We start from the raw sequence: 20,379 nt of genomic DNA, 5'->3' as shown, positions 1-20,379 counted from the left end.
GCCAGAGGCCGTTGCACCGGTTTTTAATGGCCAACGAAGTTCGCTGATTTGCGAACTTCATTGGCTTACACGTTAACTTTTTAAACGCTAGCTTTATGATTAATTGCTTGGGAAAGAAAATTGACTGCCTTCACGCAAATTAGTTGAAGGCCAGCGTTGTGTAATGGCTTTTCTACGCGTGTAGAAACGCACAGAGTCCGGCCCGTAGGCATGTAAATCGCCAAACAATGAGCGCTTCCAACCACCAAAGCTGTGGTAAGACACAGGCACGGGTAACGGTACGTTCACACCCACCATGCCCACTTGAACCTGATCGATAAAGAAACGCGCGGCTTCACCATCACGGGTGAATATACAGGTACCATTGCCGTATTCGTGCTCGTTAATTAGCTCAAGTGCGGTTTGCATATCAGGTACACGTAGCATCACAAGTACAGGGCCAAAAATCTCTTTTTGGTAAATTTCCATGTGAGGTTTTACCTTGTCGAACAAGGTAGCTCCTAAGAAATAGCCTTCTTCAAAACCTTCTACACTAAGCTTTCTACCATCGCTGACTAAATCCGCTTCTTGGCTAATACCGGAGTCGATGAATCCACTTACAGTATCGAAATGTTGAGCACTGATTAACGGCCCCATGTCATTGCTGTTGTCGTTACCCGCCCCCACTTTTAAGGTTTCGATTTGTGCTGATAGCCTATCACGCAGGGTATCGCCCATTTCATCACCTACTGCCAGCACTACCGATAACGCCATACAGCGTTCGCCGCATGAGCCAAACGCAGCGCCCATTAGCGCATTAACAACGTTATCTACATCCGCATCTGGCATAACAATGGCGTGGTTTTTCGCGCCACCTAAGGCTTGGCAACGCTTACCGTTAGCACTGGCTTTTTGATAAATAGCTTCGGCAACAGGTGTTGAACCTACAAAACTTACCGCTTGAATCGTTGGGTCTTCAAGCAGTTGATCTACAGCAGCTTTGTCGCCGTTTACAACGTTTAGCACACCCGGCGGCAAGCCTGCTTCAGCCGCAAGCGCTGCAATGTATAAAGCGCTAGATGGGTCTTTTTCAGATGGCTTTAACACAAAGGTGTTGCCACACATGATAGCGCTGGGCCACATCCATAAAGGCACCATGGCCGGAAAGTTAAATGGCGTAATACCTGTCACTACACCTAGGGGCTGGAATTCACTCCACGCGTCAATGCCTGGGCCCACGTCTTTGCTGTGCTCACCTTTCAGCAATTGAGGCATGCCACAAGCAAACTCAACGTTTTCAATACCGCGCTGCAACTCACCTTTCGCATCGTGTAGCACTTTGCCGTGCTCTTCACTAATCAGTTCACAAATTTTGTCGCTGTGCTGCTCTAGCAATACTTTTAAGCGAAACATAACCTGTGCACGCTTTGCTGGTGGCGTGGCACGCCATGCTGGATAAGCCGCTTTTGCTGAATCTATCGCCTTTTGTACTAATGCCGATGAAGCCATTTCTACTTGGCCGCACACCGCGCCAGTAGAAGGATTGTGAATATCAATCAAATTTCCATCTTGCGGCGCTACGTGTTCGCCATGAATGAAGTGTCCTACCAATGAAGTCATATCTGTATCTCTTTTTTGCGTAAGTGGACCAAGACGGTAAAGGCTTACTTGCCCATTAAGGTGTCTTGCATCGCGTTAATTAAGGTGTCGATTTCCGCTTTTTCGGTGGTAAACGGAAGGCCTAACTGAATAGTGTCGCCGCCGTAGCGTACGTAAAACCCTTTCTTCCACATGGCGTCAGCGATTTCATACGGGCGCCTTGCCGGTTCGCCTGGGTAGCTTTCAATGCTAAACCCTGCAGCAAATCCGAAGTTTCGAATATCACTCACGAATGGCATGCCTTTTAAGCTATGCACGGCCTCTTCAAAATACGGACTAAGTTCGGCAACCCGGCTAACAAGCTTTTCTTGTTCTAGAATATCAAGAGCAGCCATGGCTGCAGCGCAAGCAACAGGGTGGCCTGAATAGGTGTAACCGTGTGGTAATTCAATGTTGTAGTCGGCACCGCCTGCGTTAATCACAGTGTCGTAGATAAATTCGCGAGCCAATACCGCGCCCATAGGAACTGCGCCATTGGTGATCTGCTTGGCCACGTTAATCATATCGGGTACTACATCAAACGCATCGGCGCCAAATAAGCTACCTGTGCGGCCAAAGCCGGTAATCACTTCATCGAAAATAAGTAAAATATCGTGCTGGTTACACAGTTCGCGTAAGCGGCGTAAGTAGGCTTTTGGTGGAACGATAACCCCAGCAGAACCACTCATTGGCTCAACAATTACTGCCGCAATGTTCGACGCATCGTGTAATGCCACCATTTCGATAAGCTCATCAGCAAGCTCTTCACCATAGTTCGGTGCGCCTTTGCAGAATTGATTATTCGGCAGCAAGGTATGTGAAAGGTGATCAGACTCCATCGCTGGCCCCCACATTTTTCGGTTTGCACCAATGCCGCCAAAGCTAATGCCGCCCCAACTTGCACCGTGATAGCCTTTCGCGCGACCAATAATACGGGTTTTGGTAGGCTGACCTTGCTGGCGCCAATAGGCACGAGCAATCTTGGTTGATGTATCAGCCGCTTCAGAACCAGAATTGGTGAAAAAGACTTTATTGATGTCGGCCGGCGCCATGTTGGCTAGTCTGTCAGCGAGTTCAAATGCCAAATTGTGGCCGTACTGAAAGGCGGGCGCGTAATCTAGCGTTGTTAGCTGTTTCGCGACTGCTTCGGCAATTTCAGGGCGGTTATGCCCTGCGCCGCATGTCCATAACCCAGATAATCCATCAAAGATTTTGCGACCATTGTCATCAATGAGGTAATTGCCTTGTGCACCGGTAATCATTTTAGGCGATGCTTTAAACTGGCGATTTGCAGTGTAAGGCATCCACAACGCATCCATTTGCGATTGTGATAGCTTGGAGGCCCACTGGGTCATAATTGTTTTCCTATGATATTTGTTCACTTGGTCTACTTTACCCAGCCTCATAAGTTCGATAAATTATAAATATTCAAATCTTACTTTCATAAACATGAAACTATGCGCGCAATTCTTGGAAACCTATCAGACACAGACATTCGCTTATTGAGAGTATTCATAGTGGTGGCGCAGGCTGGCGGCCTTTCTGCTGCCGAGCTAGAACTCAATATTGGGCGTTCTACCATTAGCCGACATTTAAAAGATTTAGAAACTCGGTTGGGTATGGTGCTTTGTCATCGAGGCCGCGGGGGCTTTTCGCTTACCGAAGAAGGAAAGCGAATTTATGAATCGACTCAACGCTTACTGCTGTCCCTACAAGACTTTAGAAATGAAGTTAACGACATGCACCGACATTTGCAGGGCAATGTGGTAGTAGCCATGTTCGATAAAACCGTGTCGAACGATGCGTGCAAGGTGAATGAAGCCATTTACACTTATCAGCAACAGGCGCCTAATGTGAATGTAGAAATTCATGTGGTGCCGGTTAATACCATTGAGCAAGGCATATTGGATGGGCGCTATCATATTGGCATTATTCCTACCCATCGTTCCTCTTCAAGCCTAAATTACCTACCCTTGTTTGGTGAGCAAATGCATCTGTACTGCGGAAGAAAACACCCTTTCTACATTGAGCTTGGCAACATTCCTCGAGAAGAAATATGTGAAGCTAAGTATGCGGGACTAAGCTTTCACAGCCCAAATATGGATAAAAGTATGTCCCTAGGGCTCAACAAAATGGCGGTAGCGAACGATCAGGAGGGCATTGCCACACTGATTTCTTCGGGCTGTTATTTAGGCTTCTTGCCTGATCATTATGCGGAATCTTTCGTAAAAAAAGGCCAGATGCGCGCTATCGAACCTAATAATTTCGCCTATCATTGTGAATTCGCGGCCATCTATCGTAAGTCACCTAAGCCCACCCGTTTGGTTGAGTTATTTTTAGAAGCCCTTGCTAAGGAACATGGGAAGGAAGAACCAATTGCTATTTAGCATAGCGATTACACTGACTTTATGACATTCAAGCGTTGTGCTTTCAATGCTTAGGTAAGCAGTAAAGAGAACGAACAATAAGAACAAGTGGCAAATTTATACTACGTCACATGGAAGCGGTAACAGGAAATAAAAATGACAAAACCTACAAAGACGCAGGCCAATCGTGCAAAAACAGAGGCCGGAATTCTACGCGCCGCAGAAGAGGTATTTGCACAAAAAGGGTTTGCTGGCTCTTCAATGGATGCAGTGGCGCAACAAGCCGGTATCTCTAAACAGCTCATTTTGTATTACTTTCCAGGCAAAGATAAGTTGTACCAAGCCGTACTAGAAAACATGATTGATTTATGGCTTGAGAAAATGCAGTTCAACGACGACCCAGAGGCTTCACCAGCCAGCACCATTCGTCAGTACATTCAGCAGAAAATCGAGTTATCTCGTGATTATCCCAATGGGTCAAAAGTATTCGCCCATGAAATCATTAACGGCGCACCGGTACTGAAAACCTATTTGATAGAAAATTTAAAGCCTGCGTTTGAACGAGACGTAAAAATTATTGAGCGCTGGATAGCCGCTGGCCATATTCGCCCCGTCGATCCTAAGCATCTGTTTTTTACCATATGGGCTGCCACGCAAACCTATGCCGACTTCTCAACGCAAATTCAATTACTGTTAGGCAAGCCGTCTTTAGAACAAGATGATTTTAACGAGGCCACTGAATTTTTATGCAATTTCGTTTTAAGTGCCCTAGATGCACAACACTAGTGCATAAAAATTAATTTATCCCTATTTTTCTGGCGCGCTTCATCGAAAAGGCGCGCCTTTCACTTTCTACTCCCCTTATTTTACCACCAGCAATAAATCAAATTAAACCATTGTTATATATAATCTTTAACAAAATTAAGCCGAGCAATAAAACCTACCCAACACCCTACTAGCGCACCCAACTTGCTCTATTTTGAGACACACTTCGCACCAAAAAAACCTGTAAATATTTTCTTTACCATTTGGTAAAAACCATGATAAAGATTAAAAAAGCAACAGCCTAAATTGAATATTTAGTGCATTAACCTTACTTGCAGGAGACGCCCATTATGCTATCGCGCCAACACGCCATTGCCCTTGAACATGCTACAGGTGCACAGCTAGATGCACTTTGCGAACAAGCAGCAGGCGTTCGCGATACGCACTGGCCTAATACCCTCACGTACTCACGAAAGATATTTATTCCACTTACAAACATGTGTAGGGATACCTGTGGTTATTGCACGTTTGTAAAACATCCAGATTCGGGGCAAGCCAATATCTTAAACCCAAGTCAGGTGTTAGCTTCCGTGCTAAAAGGTCAGGCGCAAGGGTGTAAAGAAGCCTTGTTTAGCTTGGGTGAAAAACCCGAAAAGCGTTATCGCTACGCGAAAGATTGGTTGGCAACATTGGGTCATACCAGCATGGTGGATTACCTTACCGAAGTATGTGAAATGGTGCTGGATAAAAGCTTGATGATCCCCCATGTGAATGCGGGAACGTTAACCTTTAACGAGCTAAAACAGTTGAAAAACGTAAGCGGCAGCATGGGTATGATGCTCGAATGCACCAGCGACCGTTTGATGAAAAAGGGCCAAGCTCATTATGCCTGTCCAGACAAAATACCGGGTATTAGGCTAAAGACTTTGGAAGACGCAGGAAAGCTAGATATTCCCTTCACCACCGGCATTCTTATTGGCATTGGTGAAACGTGGGAAGAACGTGTTGATAGCTTAATAGCGATAAACACCCTGTTCCAAAAATACGGCCATATTCAAGAAGTCATTATTCAGAATTTTCGCGCGAAAGCCGGTACAGCCATGGCAAATGCGCCAGAGCCTACCCTAGATGATATGTGCCGCACATTGGCCATGGCACGGTTAATTTTGGACCCGGCTATTTCACTGCAAGCGCCGCCTAACCTCGCCCAAGAATACCCTTATTACATAGCCGCAGGCATTAACGATTGGGGCGGTATTTCACCGTTAACGAAAGATTTTATTAACCCTGAACGTAGCTGGCCGCAAATTACAGAATTAGCCACTGCATGCGAGCAACAAGGCTATGCATTGCAAGAGCGTTTAACGGTATATCCAAAGTACCTACAAGCTGGCGAACGTTACGTTACCAAAGCGTTGCATCAAGCTATGCCAGCTTGGCGCAGCGACGGCCTTGCCGTAGAGCAATGTATTGATAACACCACTTTTCAAGGAGTTGCTCATGGGTAACATACTGCAAAATATCACCTCGGTTTCACCTTGCGAACTAACCCCAGCGAGCGACTTCGCCTTACCGTACAGCGATACGCCTATTCAAAATAAGCTAAGCCAACTTCGCCCTGCTATTGCGCATATTTTACAACGGGCTTTAGAAGGCAAAATGCTTAATCACGAAGAAGCAGAAGCCTTGTTTTACTGCCAAGGAACGGAAACAGATGCCTTGTTGCATACCGCTGACATTGTGCGTGAACTGCGCACCGGCAATGATGCATCTTTTGTGATAACTCGTAATATTAACTTTACCAACGTGTGCCATATGGGCTGTCAGTTTTGTAATTTTGGGGTGAATAAAAACGCTGGCGATGCAGAGTTTTTAGCCCCTCATCAAGTGGCAGCAAGAGCCAAAGAGGCCCACGCTCGTGGCGCAACAGAAATTTGTGTTCAAGGTGGTTTGCACCCTGACTTACCTGCCAGTTTTTACGGTGATTTACTTGATACGGTGTCATCTACCGTACCCGATATTCATATTCATGCCTATTCGCCCTTTGAGATTTGGTACGGCGCTATGAAAGGCCGCAAAAGCTATACAGAATTATTAACCGACTTAAAACAGCGTGGCTTGGCTTCTATGCCAGGTACGGCTGCTGAAATTCTAGACACCGAAGTAAGACGCAAGCTAACTAAAAATAAACTCAGCACCGAAAACTGGCTTAAAATCATCGAAACTGCGCATAACGTTGGCTTATCAACCACATCCACCATTATGTATGGTCATATAGACGGGCCATCGCACTGGGCCGCTCATCTTATTTTATTACGTGACATGCAAGCGCGTACTGGCGGCTTTACCGAATTTGTTCCCTTAGGTTTTATTCATAATGACAGCCCCCTTTATAAAAATAACCCTAGCGAAGTAAGAACCGGCCCTACTGCCGATGAGCATTTCAAAATGCACGCCATTGCTCGGTTAGTGTTACAAGGCTATATCGATAACATTCAAGCCTCTTGGGTAAAAATGGGCCCAGATATGGCGTCAAAAGTGCTACGCGCAGGCGCTAACGACTTAGGCGGTACGCTAATGAATGAGAGCATTTCTCGTGCAGCAGGCGCTAGCCATGGCCAGGAAATTGTCCCTAGGGATATGGTGAACTTTATTCAGCGTGCGGGGCTAAACGCCCATCAGCGCAATACCTTGTACCACGTAGTTACCCCCTACGGCCGAGACAAAAAGCCAGCTCACCAAGAGGCGCTTGTGGGTTCAGAAGTTGCCAATCCAGTATCTAAAACTGCCAAGCCAGCCATTAGTCCATTTAACGCAGCATCTCACATTCCGGTGAAGGTAAGCGCATGAAGAACATAGTGTTATTCGCAGGCGGCGTAGGCGGTGCAAAAGCCGCAAAGGGCCTGTATCAATCAGACTACAAAAATAACCTAACCATTATTGGCAATGTGGGTGATGACGACGAGTTTCATAATTTATGGGTGTCGCCTGACCTAGACACGCTCACCTACACGTTGGCGAATGAAGTGAATCCGGTAACGGGCTGGGGGCTTAAAAACGACAGCTGCCGCATATTGTCGCGACTTGCTCAGTTTGGATCTAGCACGTGGATGCATTTGGGCGACATGGATATTGCCACCCATATTTTCAGAAGTGCTAAGCGGGCTGAAGGCACTAGCATGACGGCAATTACGCGCCAAATCACTACCCGATTAGGTATTACCGTACCTTTGCTACCTGCTACAGACGACAACCTGCAAACCCGACTCAAGACCGAAAACGGCTGGGTAGACTTTCAAACTTACTTTGTACATCAACGCTGCGAAGCTGATGTAACTGATATAGCGTACAAAGGTGCAGAATTCGCCTCTGCCACACCGGAAGTATTAGCCGCCATAGAAGCTGCAGACATCATTGTTTTTGCCCCTAGCAACCCGTTGCTCAGTATTGCACCTATGCTTGCTATACCACAAATTCGCGATGCACTAGCAGCAAGTGAAGCCACGAAAATTGCGGTATCGCCGCTTATAGCTGGGAAAGCAATTAAGGGCCCAGCGGAAAAACTATTACAGCAAATGAGCTATACGCCTGGCAACAAAGGCATTGCAGAATTTTATCAAAGCTTATGCGATGTATTAGTTATTGATAATCAAGATGATGGCGACATAGACACCATCGAAAGCTTCGGCTTACACGCACATTGCACTTCAACCCTAATGAAATCAGACCAAGACAAAGTCACCCTGATGGAAGAGGTAATTTCGGCGGCCACCGCTTATCAACTGGAGGTGCCTTGTGCATAAACTATGCGTTGTTATTCCAATGAAAGACCCCGCGTTTAGTAAGCAGCGATTGTCACCGCATTTACCTGCTAGTGTGCGTAAAGCCCTAGCAATCAAACTGTTTAAGAAAACCGTTATGTCGTTAAACGGCTCATTTCCACAGTGGCAGAAACTGGTAGTAACGCCGTCACTTTATATCGCCGATTTAGCCACCAGCTTGGGTTGTAAGGTCATATTCGAGCAAAAAGGCAGTAATTTAAATACTGCGCTTGCCCAAGCCACTGAGTGGAGTATGTCTCACGGCTTTACCCACCAGCTTATTTTGCCTGCTGATATCGCTCGGTTGGATGCAACCGAACTAACGTCAATTACCTCACTAGCCTATGGCGATACTTCTGTGGTTATAGGCAATGCCTATGATGGCGGCACGAATGCACTATGCACTACTCCGCCTAACGCTATTGATTTTGCTTTCGGTAAATCATCGTCTTATAAACATCATCAGGCGGCCATGGAAAAAGGCCTAAAGTGCGTGACGGTTCAGCCTAAATACTTGAGTCAAGACATCGACCATCCAGACGACCTTCGGCACGTGGATGACGTTGTCGACTCTTTGATTGCTTGAGGTAGAAAGTATGCAAGCACTTACCATCAATACTATTGAAGGCTTACCGGATATCCGCGAAGGCGACAATCTTGTGGGCTTGATAATTGAGAAGCTTACCGCACAGCGACAGGTTTTATGTGAAGGCGATGTATTGGTTATTGCCCAGAAAATCATATCGAAGGCCGAAGGCGCGGTTTGCCATGTTGACGATATTACCCCAACGCAAGAGGCCATAGACGTGGCTGAAAAGGTGAATAAAGACCCTCGCAAAGTTACGGTTATTTTATCTGAATCTACCCGCTTGGTAAAAGTGCATAAACACCCTGGCGCTAACGAAGGCATTATTCTTACCGAACATCGTTTAGGTCATATTAGTGCTAACGCAGCGGTTGATGAGTCGAACACCGATAACCCAGGCGAGTTAATTTTACTCCCCAAAGATCCCGACGCTAGTGCGCGAGAAATTGCTGAAAGTCTATGCAAATACTATGGCGCACCAGCCCACAGTATTGGCGTGGTGATAAGTGATACCTTTGGCCGCCCTTGGCGATTAGGCCAAACCAATGTGGCCATTGGCGTAGCGAATGTGCCCGCATTAAACCCACTTTATGGTGAATGTGATGCTTGGGGTCGCCCCCTAAAGGTTACAGCGCCTGCCCTTGCCGATGAACTTGCCGCAGCCTCTGGCTTGCTGATGAGCAAACAAGGTAAGTGCCCCGTTATTTTATTCAAAGGGCTTGAATGGGAAAGTAACCCAGACAGTAAAGCCTCAGACCTGTTAAGACCAACCCAAGAGGATTTATTTGCATGAAGATTGCTATTTTAGGCGGCACTGGCCCGCAAGGTTCGGGGCTAGCGAAACGCTTCGCCCTAGCGGGAATAGACGTCGTTATTGGTTCACGAGATGGTGAACGGGCGGCAGAAAAAGCCCAAGCATTACAAGAATCTATTGCAGCGGCAAGTACAGCCACTACGGGTACCATCAGTGGCACAGATACTATTGCAGCCACATCGGCAGCGGATGAATTCGTTATTATTTCAGTTCCTTGGGCTGCGCATCACGCGACCTTAGATGCAATCCGTCCATTGCTTCGCGACAAAATCGTTATCGATATTGTTGTACCGCTGGCAGAGAACAACCCCAAAGCGGTTGCCATGCCGCCAGAAGGCTCTGCCACAGAATCTGCCCAAGCATTGTTAGGCGATGACTATGCCGTGGTAGGCGCGCTACATAATGTATCTGCTGTCACCCTCAATAACCTTGAGCAAAGCATTAACTGCGACATTTTGGTATGCGGTAATCAGCTTGAAGCCAAAAATAAAGTCATAGCATTGCTAGATAACTTAGGTGTTCAAAGTTACAACGCTGGCCTAGCAGAAAGTGCCCGCTGTATTGAAGCCATCACCCCCATTTTGATTCGCTTAAACATATCCAAAGCAGTGCCATTTAGCCATGCAGGTATTCGTATCTGCCCACCCGATCATTAAAACGGCTACGTAAAAACAAGGTAAGCAGCTAGTGATTAGCTGCCAAATAAATTAAGCAAAGAAAATTAAGTAAAGACACGCATTAAACAAAATAGAAAAAGCAGAGGAAGAACACATGGAATTTGGTATTACGTTTAAAGGTTTTGTTAGCCCAGATCGTGCCCGTAAATTAGTAAAAATGGCCGAAGAAGCCGGTTTCGATTATTGCTGGTTTTACGATTCACACATTCTTTGGCGCGAGTCATTCGTAGCAATGGCTATGTGTATGGAGCACACCACCAAAATGCGCTTTGGCCCGTGTGTGACTAACCCTAACGTACGTGACTGGTCGGTAGCGGCAAGCTTGTATGCCAGCTTGGCGTTGCAAAGTAATGGTCGTTTCGACATTGGTTTAGGCCGTGGCGATTCTTCCATGCGCGTAATGGGTAAAAAGCCTGCTAACCTGGCCCGCTTAACCGAATTTACTCACAAAGTGAAAGCTATGGTGCGCGGTGAAGAGGTGATGTACGGCGAATGCGAAAAGCCGGTTAAATTCCCTTGGGCTACAGGCTATGAACTGCCAGTTTGGGTGGGCGCTTATGGCCCGAAAGCCCTAGCTGTAGCTGGCGAGCATGGCGATGGTGTTATTCTTCAAATCGGCGACCCAGATTTAGTGCAATGGTTTGGCCAACAGTGCCAAGATGCAGGCAACAAAGTAGAACGCGACATGAGCGACTTCAAAGTTCAAGCTGCTGCACCTGCTTACTTTGGTGACATGGAAACCTGTATTGAAAAAACCAAATGGTTCCCTGCCATGGTAGGTAATCACGTGGCTGATATTGTAGAAAAATACGGTACAGATTCAGGCTTAGTACCAAAAAGCTTAACCGATTATATAGAACAACGTCGTGGCTACGATTATTCAAAACATGGTCAAAGCGATAACCCTTACCTAGACTTTATTACCGACGACATCGTAAAAAGCTTCTGTGTATTAGGTGAAGCTGAAGATCACATTACTAAAATTCAGGCGCTTAAAAATGCCGGAACCACGCAATTTAATATCTATTTAGACAACGGTGATGAAGAAAATATTATCACCCGTTACGGCAAAGAAGTTATCCCTGCCTTCCGCTAAATTTGATGACTAGCCAAGGGCGAGTTTCACGTAAATTATTGTCATTTAATTTGCGCGAAACTCTGTCCTACGCTATCGCGTTTCCTTATACCCATATCAATAAACCCTTTACCCTAAATCAGTTTCAACTTCCCAAAAATCAAGTTTTACCTATATATATTATATACTTAACCACTAACCAGCCAATTTCACCAACATCATCACATTGTTAATATATTGTAAACTTAGGAAAGTAAGTGCCACTTAGTTTCATAAACATGAAACATGACTTCGACACATGAATATTTACCCCTTGGTAAAACCCCTTTAGTTTCGTTAGAACAAAAGTTAATCAAATAAAAAACAAAAAAATACTTCTATGTAGTTTGTAGATGTAACAACAACAAGAAGGGAACACATCATGAAATCGAAACAAACGCTGTGCGCTTTAGCAATAGGATTAGCACTTCAATCTTCATACACTGCAGCAGCAGATTCGGTGGTACTTGAAAAAATTACGGTTACTTCGCAAAAGCGTGAGCAATACATAAACGACGTAAGTATTGCGGTAACGGCATTTAGTGGCGAGCAGATGGAGTCACTAGGTTTTGAAAGCAGCACTGATCTTATTGCATTTACGCCGGGTGTATCCCTAGCCGGTGATATTGGTGGTCAACGTGCCATCTTTAACATTCGTGGTGTTGTACAAAACGATTACGCCGACATTGCTGAAGCACCTGTGGCGGTATACGTAGACGGCGGGTACTTAGCCAGTACACAAGCGCAAACATTCGGTTTATTCGATATAGCCCGTGTTGAAATATTAAAAGGCCCACAGGGCACCCTTTTTGGCCGTAACGCCACTGGCGGCATGGTAAATACCATTACAGCGAAACCTACTGAAGAAGTGGAAGGTTACGCTGAACTTACTTTCGCTAGCTTCGAACAAAAACGCTTTGAAGGGGCGGTATCTGGCGCATTAAGCGATAAAGTATCGGGCCGTATCTCTGTGATGGCGAACCATATGGGCAACATCCTTGAGAACGTGTACGAAGATGAAGCGGCCCCCGACACCCGCGCCGGAAGTATTGGCGGCGGCGAAGACGGTTATAACGACGATACCAAAGCATTTCGTGCACAGTTAAACTTCGACTTAAGCGCTAATTCTAACCTTTTGGTTAGTGCAAATTGGGCAGATACCACCAAAAGTGAAGGCCCTTATCAAGTAGTTAATACCACAGAAGTTAAAGACGCTGCTGGTAATGTTATTGATGTTATTTACGCCGCTGACGATCCACTAGGCTGTGACACTATTCAAGCTGGCGCGTGTGTAGACGGAAACTTTAACGGCGATCCGTTGCGCCCAGTTCAAGGCGGCGATTTTAACGGTAATATCGACCCTGATGGTAGCGGTGAAAAAGTAAATAAAGACTTCGCCTTTGAAGATCAAAACAAAATTAAGTCACGCGGCCTAGCAGCAACCTATGAATATGATTTTGACGACTTCACCTTTACCTCGGTGACCGACTGGAAAAACTTTACCCGTGTTATCGGCCTAGATTCAGATCAAACCGCCTCACCAGAACTGATTTTCCAATCAGATGGCGACATTACTCAGTTCAGTGAAGAGCTGCGCGTAAGCGGCAATACCATGAATAGCAAATGGGTAGCGGGCTTTTATTACTTAAGCATTGAAACCGACTACCTGCAAGGCCTAGCCGCAAGCCCAACGGGCGGTTATTTAGCTGGTGAAGAGCAAAACACGTTAGCCACCATTGATACCGACTCCTACTCTGTATTCGGTCAAATTGACTACGATTTAACCGACGAACTCGTGCTGGTATCGGGTTTACGTTTAGTGCGTGAAAATAAGTCGATGGACGGCCAATTGCGTCAAAACGCCAACTTGGTCGACCGTGATATTGAAGTAGATTACGGCATTGATCCATTGGTAGATGTAGCCATGGATAATGATGAGACCATGTGGTCTGCAAAGCTACAGTTAGATTATAAACCAAACGCAGATACGCTTTTATATGCTGGTATTAACCGAGGCGTAAAAGCAGGTAACTTCAATGCGCCTTTAGGCGGTAGTTTTAGCACCTACGACGCCGAAGTACTTCTTGCCTATGAAGCGGGCGCAAAGCTAACCCTTATGGACGGTAAAGCCCAGTTAAACAGTAGTATTTTCTACTATGATTACTCTGATTATCAGTCGTTTTCGTGGGTAAATAATGCTGGCGTAGTGTTCAACGAAGATGCGCAATTTACTGGTGCTGAAGTTGAGCTACTATTAAACCCTATTGATGCACTAGACATCATGTTCGGCGTGTCTTACACCGATGCTGTGGTAGAAGATTTAGAAGTAGCTTCAGGCGTATTTGTAGACACCACGCCCCCTTACACACCTGAGTGGCAATCATCAGGTTTAGTACGCTACACATGGGATATAGACAGCGGCAGTGTTGCAGCGCTTATTAGTGGCTCGTACCAGTCAGAGTCTTTCCATAATGCCCGTAACTTTACTGCGCATACCATTGAAAGTCACTTTAAAGCCGATGCACGCATTACCTGGACTGACAAAGAAGATTTATGGAGTGTAGCCGCTTACGTAGATAACCTTACTGATTCAGACCACGAATTAATTGGTTTCGACGTATCAGGCTTCTACGGTACTTCGCAAATCTCTTACGCAAAACCACGCACTTACGGCATAACGGTAAGACGTAATTTCTAATTAGTAAAAGGCTAGCTGCGGTTAAAGATACAGCACCGCTCAACAAACATCCTGTAAGTAAAAACCCCGTTTAGGGGTTTTTTTATCTTTGCTTCACATGAATTTAATTTAATCACACTTAGCCACTCCCGCAGCATGGATGCTGTAGAGAGGCCCCAGGGATGGGTTCACGCCGTGCTTCCCTCACTTCTCTCGCCGAAATTCCCCTTGAGTAAGCAAAGCGTGTTCTCCTTAAAAACCTTCTACAGCTTGGATGCTGTAGAGAGGCCCCATGGATGGGTTCACGCCGTGTTTCTAAGGTGAGTTCGCTTTCGTGCCCCCTCAGGGCTTGTAATTTTATTTTCTTTCGCTTTATACTGATTACAGTTACTTGTCGGAGTGCTCAACTGAATTAACCCAGTGAGCTGAGACCGCGAAAGCGGGATCCGTTGAACCTGATCAGGCTAATACCTGCGAAGGGAACAAGAAAGTACAAAGTGGTAAGTTGTAAATGGTAAAAGTTAAGCCTTGTTGTATGGCATGACTTTATCCTTCGGGATTTTGCCTGCAATACCGGTCATGCTTCTGCGCACTTTGTATTCTCTCCTCCACTCCTGACAAGCATTTTATAACCTAAACTAACAGGCGAAAATGCTATGTCGACTCGACGCGAACAGCGCCAACAGGCGCAAGACTTTATTAATCAATTGGCCGGTGAGGCCTACCCTAATTCTACTCGTCACTACGAAAAAGGCAGCCGCGACGATATTAACGTTGCCATGCGACTAATTCACCAGCACGACAGCTTAATTGGCGGCACCGAAGAAAACCCTATATTTGAAAGTAACCCACCCATTGGGGTTTACGATACTTCCGGTCCTTACGGCGACCCAGACGTTACCATTAACGTGCAAAAAGGGTTGGCGCCGCTACGAGAAAGCTGGATTAAAGCCCGCGAAAACACGTACCAGCTTGAAGGGGTATCGTCGCACTTCGCGAAGCAACGTGAGCAAGATATTGTCACTGAAGATTTTCGTTTCACGCGCACGCTGAAACCACGCAAAGCTCTAGATGGCAAAAATGTGACCCAGCTGCATTACGCTCGCCAAGGTATAATAACGCCCGAAATGGAATATATTGCCATTCGCGAAAACATGGGCCGCGACGCACTAAAAGACAGCCCGCTAAGCAATCAACACAAAGGCGAGCACTTCGGGGCCAACCTGCCTTCAAACATTACTCCTGAGTTTGTTCGCCAAGAAGTGGCAGCTGGTCGCGCGATTATTCCCGCGAACATAAACCACCCTGAACTAGAACCTATGATCATTGGCCGCAATTTTTTAGTCAAAATTAACGCCAATATTGGTAATTCAGCAGTCACCTCATCTATTGAAGAGGAAGTAGAAAAGCTAGTGTGGTCTACACGCTGGGGCGCCGATACGCTTATGGATTTATCCACCGGCCGCAACATTCACGAAACCCGCGAATGGCTGCTTCGCAACAGCCCTATTCCGTTAGGCACCGTTCCCATTTATCAGGCGCTTGAGAAAGTAAACGGCGTAGCCGAAGACCTTACGTGGGAGCTATTTAAAGACACCCTTATTGAGCAAGCCGAACAAGGGGTAGATTACTTCACCATTCACGCAGGCGTATTGCTTGAATACGTACCGCTTACCGCAAACCGGGTAACGGGTATTGTGTCCCGCGGTGGCTCGATTATGGCCAAGTGGTGCTTAAGCCATCACAAGCAAAGCTTTTTGTATGAACGATTCCGCGATATTTGTGAAATTTGCGCCGCCTACGATGTATCGCTTTCTTTAGGTGATGGATTACGCCCAGGCAGTGTGGCTGATGCAAATGATGAAGCCCAGTTCTCTGAACTTCGCACCTTAGGTGAGCTGACTAAAATAGCCTGGGAATACGATGTTCAGGTTATGATTGAGGGCCCAGGGCATGTGCCAATGCACATGATCAAAGCCAATATGGAAGAGCAGTTAACCCATTGCCATGAAGCGCCTTTTTACACATTAGGCCCCCTTACTACCGATATTGCGCCAGGTTACGACCACTTCACATCTGGAATAGGTGCCGCCATGATAGGTTGGTACGGGTGCGCCATGCTTTGTTACGTTACTCCTAAAGAACATTTGGGTTTACCCAACAAAGAAGATGTTAAGCAGGGGCTAATTACCTACAAAATTGCGGCACATGCGGCCGACTTAGCCAAAGGCCACCCTGGTGCGCAAATTCGCGATAACGCCATGTCGAAAGCCCGTTTTGAGTTTCGTTGGGAAGACCAGTTCAACCTCGCATTAGACCCCCATACCGCCCGCGCTTATCACGATGAAACCCTGCCCAAGGCCTCGGGTAAAGTGGCACATTTTTGTTCTATGTGTGGCCCCAAATTTTGCTCTATGAAAATTTCTCAAGAAGTGCGAGATGTAGCCAAAGCTAATCAGGAAGCTGCGCAACAAGACAGTGCTCTTCAAGAAAAAGCACTGCAAGAAAAAGGCATGCAAGACATGGCTACCGCCTTTAATAACTCTGGAGCTGCGCTATATCACGGTGCCGATACCAAGGTGCAGCTGCCGTGATAGAAACAACAAGAGGCTTATTTAAAGCAACACAAGCCATGAGCGAGGAACCCGTTGTATGGGCAATTGGTGGCATAGATACAAGTGGAGGCGCGGGTATAACCCGCGACGCCATTACCCTTGCTGATATAAATGTGCATGCATGCGTATTAACCACCCAGGTCGCAAACCAATCTCATTCGATAATGCGAAGTGCATCCGCGTTAAGTATCGATACACTCAATGAACAATGGCAAGCACTCGAAAGCGACCTTCCAGCTAGGGCAATAAAGATTGGCGCTATTGCAAACTCTGCTCAAGCCCTATTTTTGTGTGAGCATGTAGTAAAAATAAAACAGTATAAAACCTCTAACTGTTTTGTCGTTTGGGATCCTGTATTGGTAAGTTCGTCAGGAGGCGTTTTAGGTGAACTCAGCCAACATAGTATTGATACGCTTATTGCGACTGTGGATGTTGTTACCCCTAACGTGAAAGAGTTAGCACAGTTAACCGGCTGGCCTGTGCACTGTGAAAAGTCTCTATTAGCCGCGGCACAAGCGCTTATTGCCCGTGGGGCTCAAGCTGTTTACGTTAAAGGCGGCCACGCCCACTGGCAAAGTACAGCAATTGATACTTTCGTGTCAGCGCAGGCGATTCGAATTTTCCAACAACCCCGAGACAACATGGGTAACCTTAGAGGCACAGGTTGCATGTTTTCCAGTGCATTAGCCGGTTTTGTGGCAAGTGATTATGATATTCAAGATGCGCTAACCCTTGCTAATGCATACCTGCATAAAGTGCGTAACGCGTCGGTATTTTCAAGCAGTTCTGTCTGTTCTGCCGACCAAATTCATTGCGCAGGTTTAGTTGGCTTTCCTTTAACGCCGGTACACTATCCTTCTGTCCGCTATGGTGAAAATGACCCTATTTCGCACAAAACCCCGATGCAATTCCCTAAATTAACCAACACGTCACTAGGGATATACCCAGTGGTTAGCGATGTATCGCAATTGGAGGTACTGGTAAAAGCAGGCGCCGTGATTATTCAATTGAGAACAAAATTTGGCACTGAAGATTTCAAGTCGATACAAATAGCGAAGGCTGTAGAGATAGTAAAGAACACATCTTGTCAGTTGTTTATTAACGATGACTGGGAATTAGCCATCAAGCATGGTGCCTACGGCGTACATTTGGGGCAAGAAGATCTCGAAACGGCGAATTTACAGGCTATCTCGCGTGCGGGACTTAGATTGGGTATATCCACCCACGGTTACTGTGAACTTCAGCGCATTAAATGGCTAAACCCCTCTTACATTGCACTTGGTCATATCTTTCCCACCACCACGAAAGACATGCCGTCCAAACCGCAAGGGCTCGATCGCCTTTCACGTTACGTTCGGCTTTGTGCAGATATCCCTACCGTGGCCATTGGGGGTATTAATTCGTCACGAATTATCACGGTAGCCAGTACTGGCGTGTCGGGTATTGCCGTTGTGCGTGCCGTTACACAAGCAGCGGACCCCGCTGCGGCATTTCACGACTTGTTAAGGCGGATGAATGATGCCGAAGATAATGGCGAAGACATGGTAGACAGAATTACCGAGCCTGGCGCATTAGTTCAACACGGCCTTAGCTATGAATAGTGCACACCTTTCTGCCGATGACATCAGCCGTTACAGTCGCCAGTTGCTGCTTGATGACATTGACGAAGAAGGGCAAGCTCGCCTGAAACAAGCATACGCTGTTGTTATCGGGCTTGGAGGGCTAGGTACCTTAGTTGCGCGTTACTTGGTGGGTGCAGGTATTGGCAAAGTGTTGCTGGTAGATAACGACACTGTTGATAAGAGTAACATCCATCGGCAAGTGCTGTTTAACCAAGAACATATTGGCCAATACAAAACAAAAGCCAGCTATGCCCAGTTGCGCCTAGTAAACCCCCACACCCAGATTGAACTAGCCGAAATTCACGCAAATAGCAGTAACTTACCGTTGCTGATAACCGGTGCCCAGTGCGTGCTGGATTGCAGTGACAACATCACTACCCGAAAAGCCATTAATGCCGCTTGCGTTAACCAGCGCAAAGCACTTTTTATTGCTGCCGCCAGCCAGTACAGCTGGCAAGCGATAAACCTGCAATTGAGTGAAAAAAACAGTGGCTGCTACGCATGCCTACTTGCGCACACAAGGGTACAAGAAGACTGCATCAGTCAAGGTATTTTAGGCCCTGTGGTAGGCATGGCAGCATGCTTTCAAGCCACACAAGCATTGCTGTACATGGCGAACCCGAAGGCAAACATTACGTGGGGGCAATACAATATTATGAATGTGGCCACCGCGCAGTTTCAGTCTTTTTCACTTCCAGCCTTTGTTCACTGCGAGGTATGCCAATGCCCTTAATAAGTATTTCGATAAATGGTGCACAGGTGAACTGCGCACCAAACACCTCGGTGTTAGCTTTTCTAACAACTCAAGGCATAAATCAAGACGGCACGGCCGTGGCTAAAAACGGCGATATTCTGGCCAAGCCGCTTTGGGATGAAGTCCACTTACAAAACAACGATAAGCTTGATGTTTTCACGCTTGTAGCAGGAGGGTAAATGCTTACCTTAGCAAATCAGACATTTTCATCTCGCCTATTAATGGGTACAGGTAAATTCAGCTCGCCAAGCATCATGAAACGCAGCGTGAAAAGTGCCAAAAGCACTATGGTAACGTTAGCCATGAAGCGACTTTCTGCGCATATTGAGCATGATAATTCCTTAGCACTGTTAAGAGAATTAGACGTTACACTATTACCGAACACCTCTGGCGCCAAAAACGCACAGGAAGCCATTTTTGCTGCTGAGTTAGTCTATGAAGTGCTCGGTTCTCCATGGATAAAGTTAGAAATACACCCTGACCAACAGCACCTTTTACCAGACCCTATCGAAACCCTACGTGCCGCCGAAGTATTAGTGAAAAAAGGCTTCAATGTATTGCCGTATTGCCATGCCGACCCTGTGCTTTGTCGGCGGTTGGAAGAAGTGGGATGCGCAGCGGTTATGCCATTAGGCGCCCCTATTGGCACCAATCAAGGGTTACAAACCGCGCCTTTTTTGCGCATTATTATTGAACAAGCGAATGTGCCCGTTATTGTTGATGCGGGTATTGGCAAACCTAGCGAAGCCATGGCGGCCATGGAAATGGGTGCCGATGCCGTGTTGGTGAATACTGCCATTGCTACCGCCATTCATCCTGTTGCCATGGCGAGCGCCTTTTCTAAAGCCGTTGAAATAGGGCGTAAAGCCTACGAAGCGGGCATGCCCGACACACAGCAAGATGCCAAACCTTCCAGCCCCTTAACGCAATTTTTGGTGCAGGAGTAATTTG

The 20,379-nt window shown here is 46.5% G+C and carries 17 protein-coding genes and 1 riboswitch; of the genes, 15 read left to right on the top strand and 2 right to left on the bottom strand.

Translation table 11 applies throughout. From position 1 onward, the window contains the following. Positions 1–99 precede the first annotated feature (99 nt). A complete protein-coding gene (locus tag FLAVO9R_RS00445) occupies positions 100–1,599 on the bottom strand; it encodes a CoA-acylating methylmalonate-semialdehyde dehydrogenase (RefSeq protein WP_159527948.1) in 1,500 nt (499 codons plus the stop codon). Positions 1,600–1,643: 44 nt separating this feature from the next. Then, the gene (locus tag FLAVO9R_RS00440) at positions 1,644–2,972 is read right to left on the bottom strand and encodes an aspartate aminotransferase family protein (RefSeq protein ID WP_013786080.1); all 1,329 of its coding nucleotides are present in this window, start codon (positions 2,970–2,972) and stop codon (positions 1,644–1,646) included. A 102-nt stretch (positions 2,973–3,074) separates the two neighbouring features. Here FLAVO9R_RS00440 and FLAVO9R_RS00435 point away from each other — a divergent pair, with 102 nt between their 5' ends. From FLAVO9R_RS00435 to FLAVO9R_RS00365, 15 genes are all read left to right on the top strand, one after another. Next, positions 3,075–4,004, top strand: a complete 930-nt coding sequence (locus tag FLAVO9R_RS00435; protein ID WP_159527947.1) for a LysR family transcriptional regulator — start codon at positions 3,075–3,077, stop codon at positions 4,002–4,004. 135 nt (positions 4,005–4,139) lie between these two features. Continuing rightward, positions 4,140–4,769, top strand: a complete 630-nt coding sequence (locus FLAVO9R_RS00430) for a TetR family transcriptional regulator C-terminal domain-containing protein (protein WP_126872678.1) — start codon at positions 4,140–4,142, stop codon at positions 4,767–4,769. Between the two features lie 329 nt (positions 4,770–5,098). Beyond that, positions 5,099–6,256 carry a 7,8-didemethyl-8-hydroxy-5-deazariboflavin synthase CofG gene (gene cofG, locus FLAVO9R_RS00425; RefSeq protein WP_159527946.1) on the top strand — a complete coding sequence of 386 codons (1,158 nt, stop codon included), beginning with the start codon at positions 5,099–5,101 and terminating at the stop codon, positions 6,254–6,256. Further along, on the top strand, positions 6,249–7,598 hold the full coding sequence (gene cofH / locus FLAVO9R_RS00420) for a 5-amino-6-(D-ribitylamino)uracil--L-tyrosine 4-hydroxyphenyl transferase CofH (RefSeq protein ID WP_159527945.1): 1,350 nt from the start codon (positions 6,249–6,251) through the stop codon (positions 7,596–7,598). The genes cofG and cofH overlap by 8 nt, the downstream gene beginning before the upstream one ends. Continuing rightward, a complete protein-coding gene (gene cofD / locus FLAVO9R_RS00415) occupies positions 7,595–8,551 on the top strand; it encodes a 2-phospho-L-lactate transferase (RefSeq protein WP_159527944.1) in 957 nt (318 codons plus the stop codon). The genes cofH and cofD overlap by 4 nt, the downstream gene beginning before the upstream one ends. After that, positions 8,544–9,155 carry a 2-phospho-L-lactate guanylyltransferase gene (gene cofC / locus FLAVO9R_RS00410; RefSeq protein ID WP_159527943.1) on the top strand — a complete coding sequence of 204 codons (612 nt, stop codon included), beginning with the start codon at positions 8,544–8,546 and terminating at the stop codon, positions 9,153–9,155. Before cofD ends, cofC begins: the two co-directional genes overlap by 8 nt. Before the next feature lie 10 nt (positions 9,156–9,165). After that, positions 9,166–9,948, top strand: coding sequence for a coenzyme F420-0:L-glutamate ligase (gene cofE, locus FLAVO9R_RS00405; RefSeq protein WP_159527942.1), 783 nt, complete (start codon positions 9,166–9,168; stop codon positions 9,946–9,948). Beyond that, a complete protein-coding gene (npdG, locus tag FLAVO9R_RS00400) occupies positions 9,945–10,625 on the top strand; it encodes an NADPH-dependent F420 reductase (protein WP_126872683.1) in 681 nt (226 codons plus the stop codon). Before cofE ends, npdG begins: the two co-directional genes overlap by 4 nt. A gap of 115 nt (positions 10,626–10,740) precedes the next feature. Next, positions 10,741–11,742, top strand: a complete 1,002-nt coding sequence (locus tag FLAVO9R_RS00395; protein WP_013786089.1) for a TIGR03842 family LLM class F420-dependent oxidoreductase — start codon at positions 10,741–10,743, stop codon at positions 11,740–11,742. A gap of 400 nt (positions 11,743–12,142) precedes the next feature. After that, on the top strand, positions 12,143–14,458 hold the full coding sequence (locus FLAVO9R_RS00390; RefSeq protein WP_159527941.1) for a TonB-dependent receptor: 2,316 nt from the start codon (positions 12,143–12,145) through the stop codon (positions 14,456–14,458). Positions 14,459–14,822: 364 nt separating this feature from the next. Next, positions 14,823–14,936, top strand: a riboswitch (TPP riboswitch). A 157-nt stretch (positions 14,937–15,093) separates the two neighbouring features. Continuing rightward, the gene (thiC, locus tag FLAVO9R_RS00385) at positions 15,094–17,031 is read left to right on the top strand and encodes a phosphomethylpyrimidine synthase ThiC (protein WP_159527940.1); all 1,938 of its coding nucleotides are present in this window, start codon (positions 15,094–15,096) and stop codon (positions 17,029–17,031) included. Beyond that, on the top strand, positions 17,028–18,653 hold the full coding sequence (thiE, locus tag FLAVO9R_RS00380) for a thiamine phosphate synthase (protein ID WP_159527939.1): 1,626 nt from the start codon (positions 17,028–17,030) through the stop codon (positions 18,651–18,653). Before thiC ends, thiE begins: the two co-directional genes overlap by 4 nt. Continuing rightward, positions 18,646–19,407, top strand: coding sequence for a HesA/MoeB/ThiF family protein (locus FLAVO9R_RS00375; RefSeq protein WP_159527938.1), 762 nt, complete (start codon positions 18,646–18,648; stop codon positions 19,405–19,407). Before thiE ends, FLAVO9R_RS00375 begins: the two co-directional genes overlap by 8 nt. Then, complete coding sequence (gene thiS, locus FLAVO9R_RS00370; RefSeq protein ID WP_159527937.1) at positions 19,398–19,607, top strand: sulfur carrier protein ThiS; 210 nt, start codon at positions 19,398–19,400, stop codon at positions 19,605–19,607. The genes FLAVO9R_RS00375 and thiS overlap by 10 nt, the downstream gene beginning before the upstream one ends. Continuing rightward, positions 19,608–20,375 carry a thiazole synthase gene (locus tag FLAVO9R_RS00365; protein ID WP_159527936.1) on the top strand — a complete coding sequence of 256 codons (768 nt, stop codon included), beginning with the start codon at positions 19,608–19,610 and terminating at the stop codon, positions 20,373–20,375. It begins immediately after the preceding gene. Positions 20,376–20,379: the final 4 nt, after the last annotated feature.

Origin of the sequence: Alteromonas sp. 38 (assembly GCF_902506055.1) — a bacterium.
Lineage (GTDB): Bacteria > Pseudomonadota > Gammaproteobacteria > Enterobacterales > Alteromonadaceae > Alteromonas > Alteromonas lipotrueae.
Note: the sequence above shows the minus strand (reverse complement) of the source record. Positions and strands in the feature narration are given on the sequence as shown.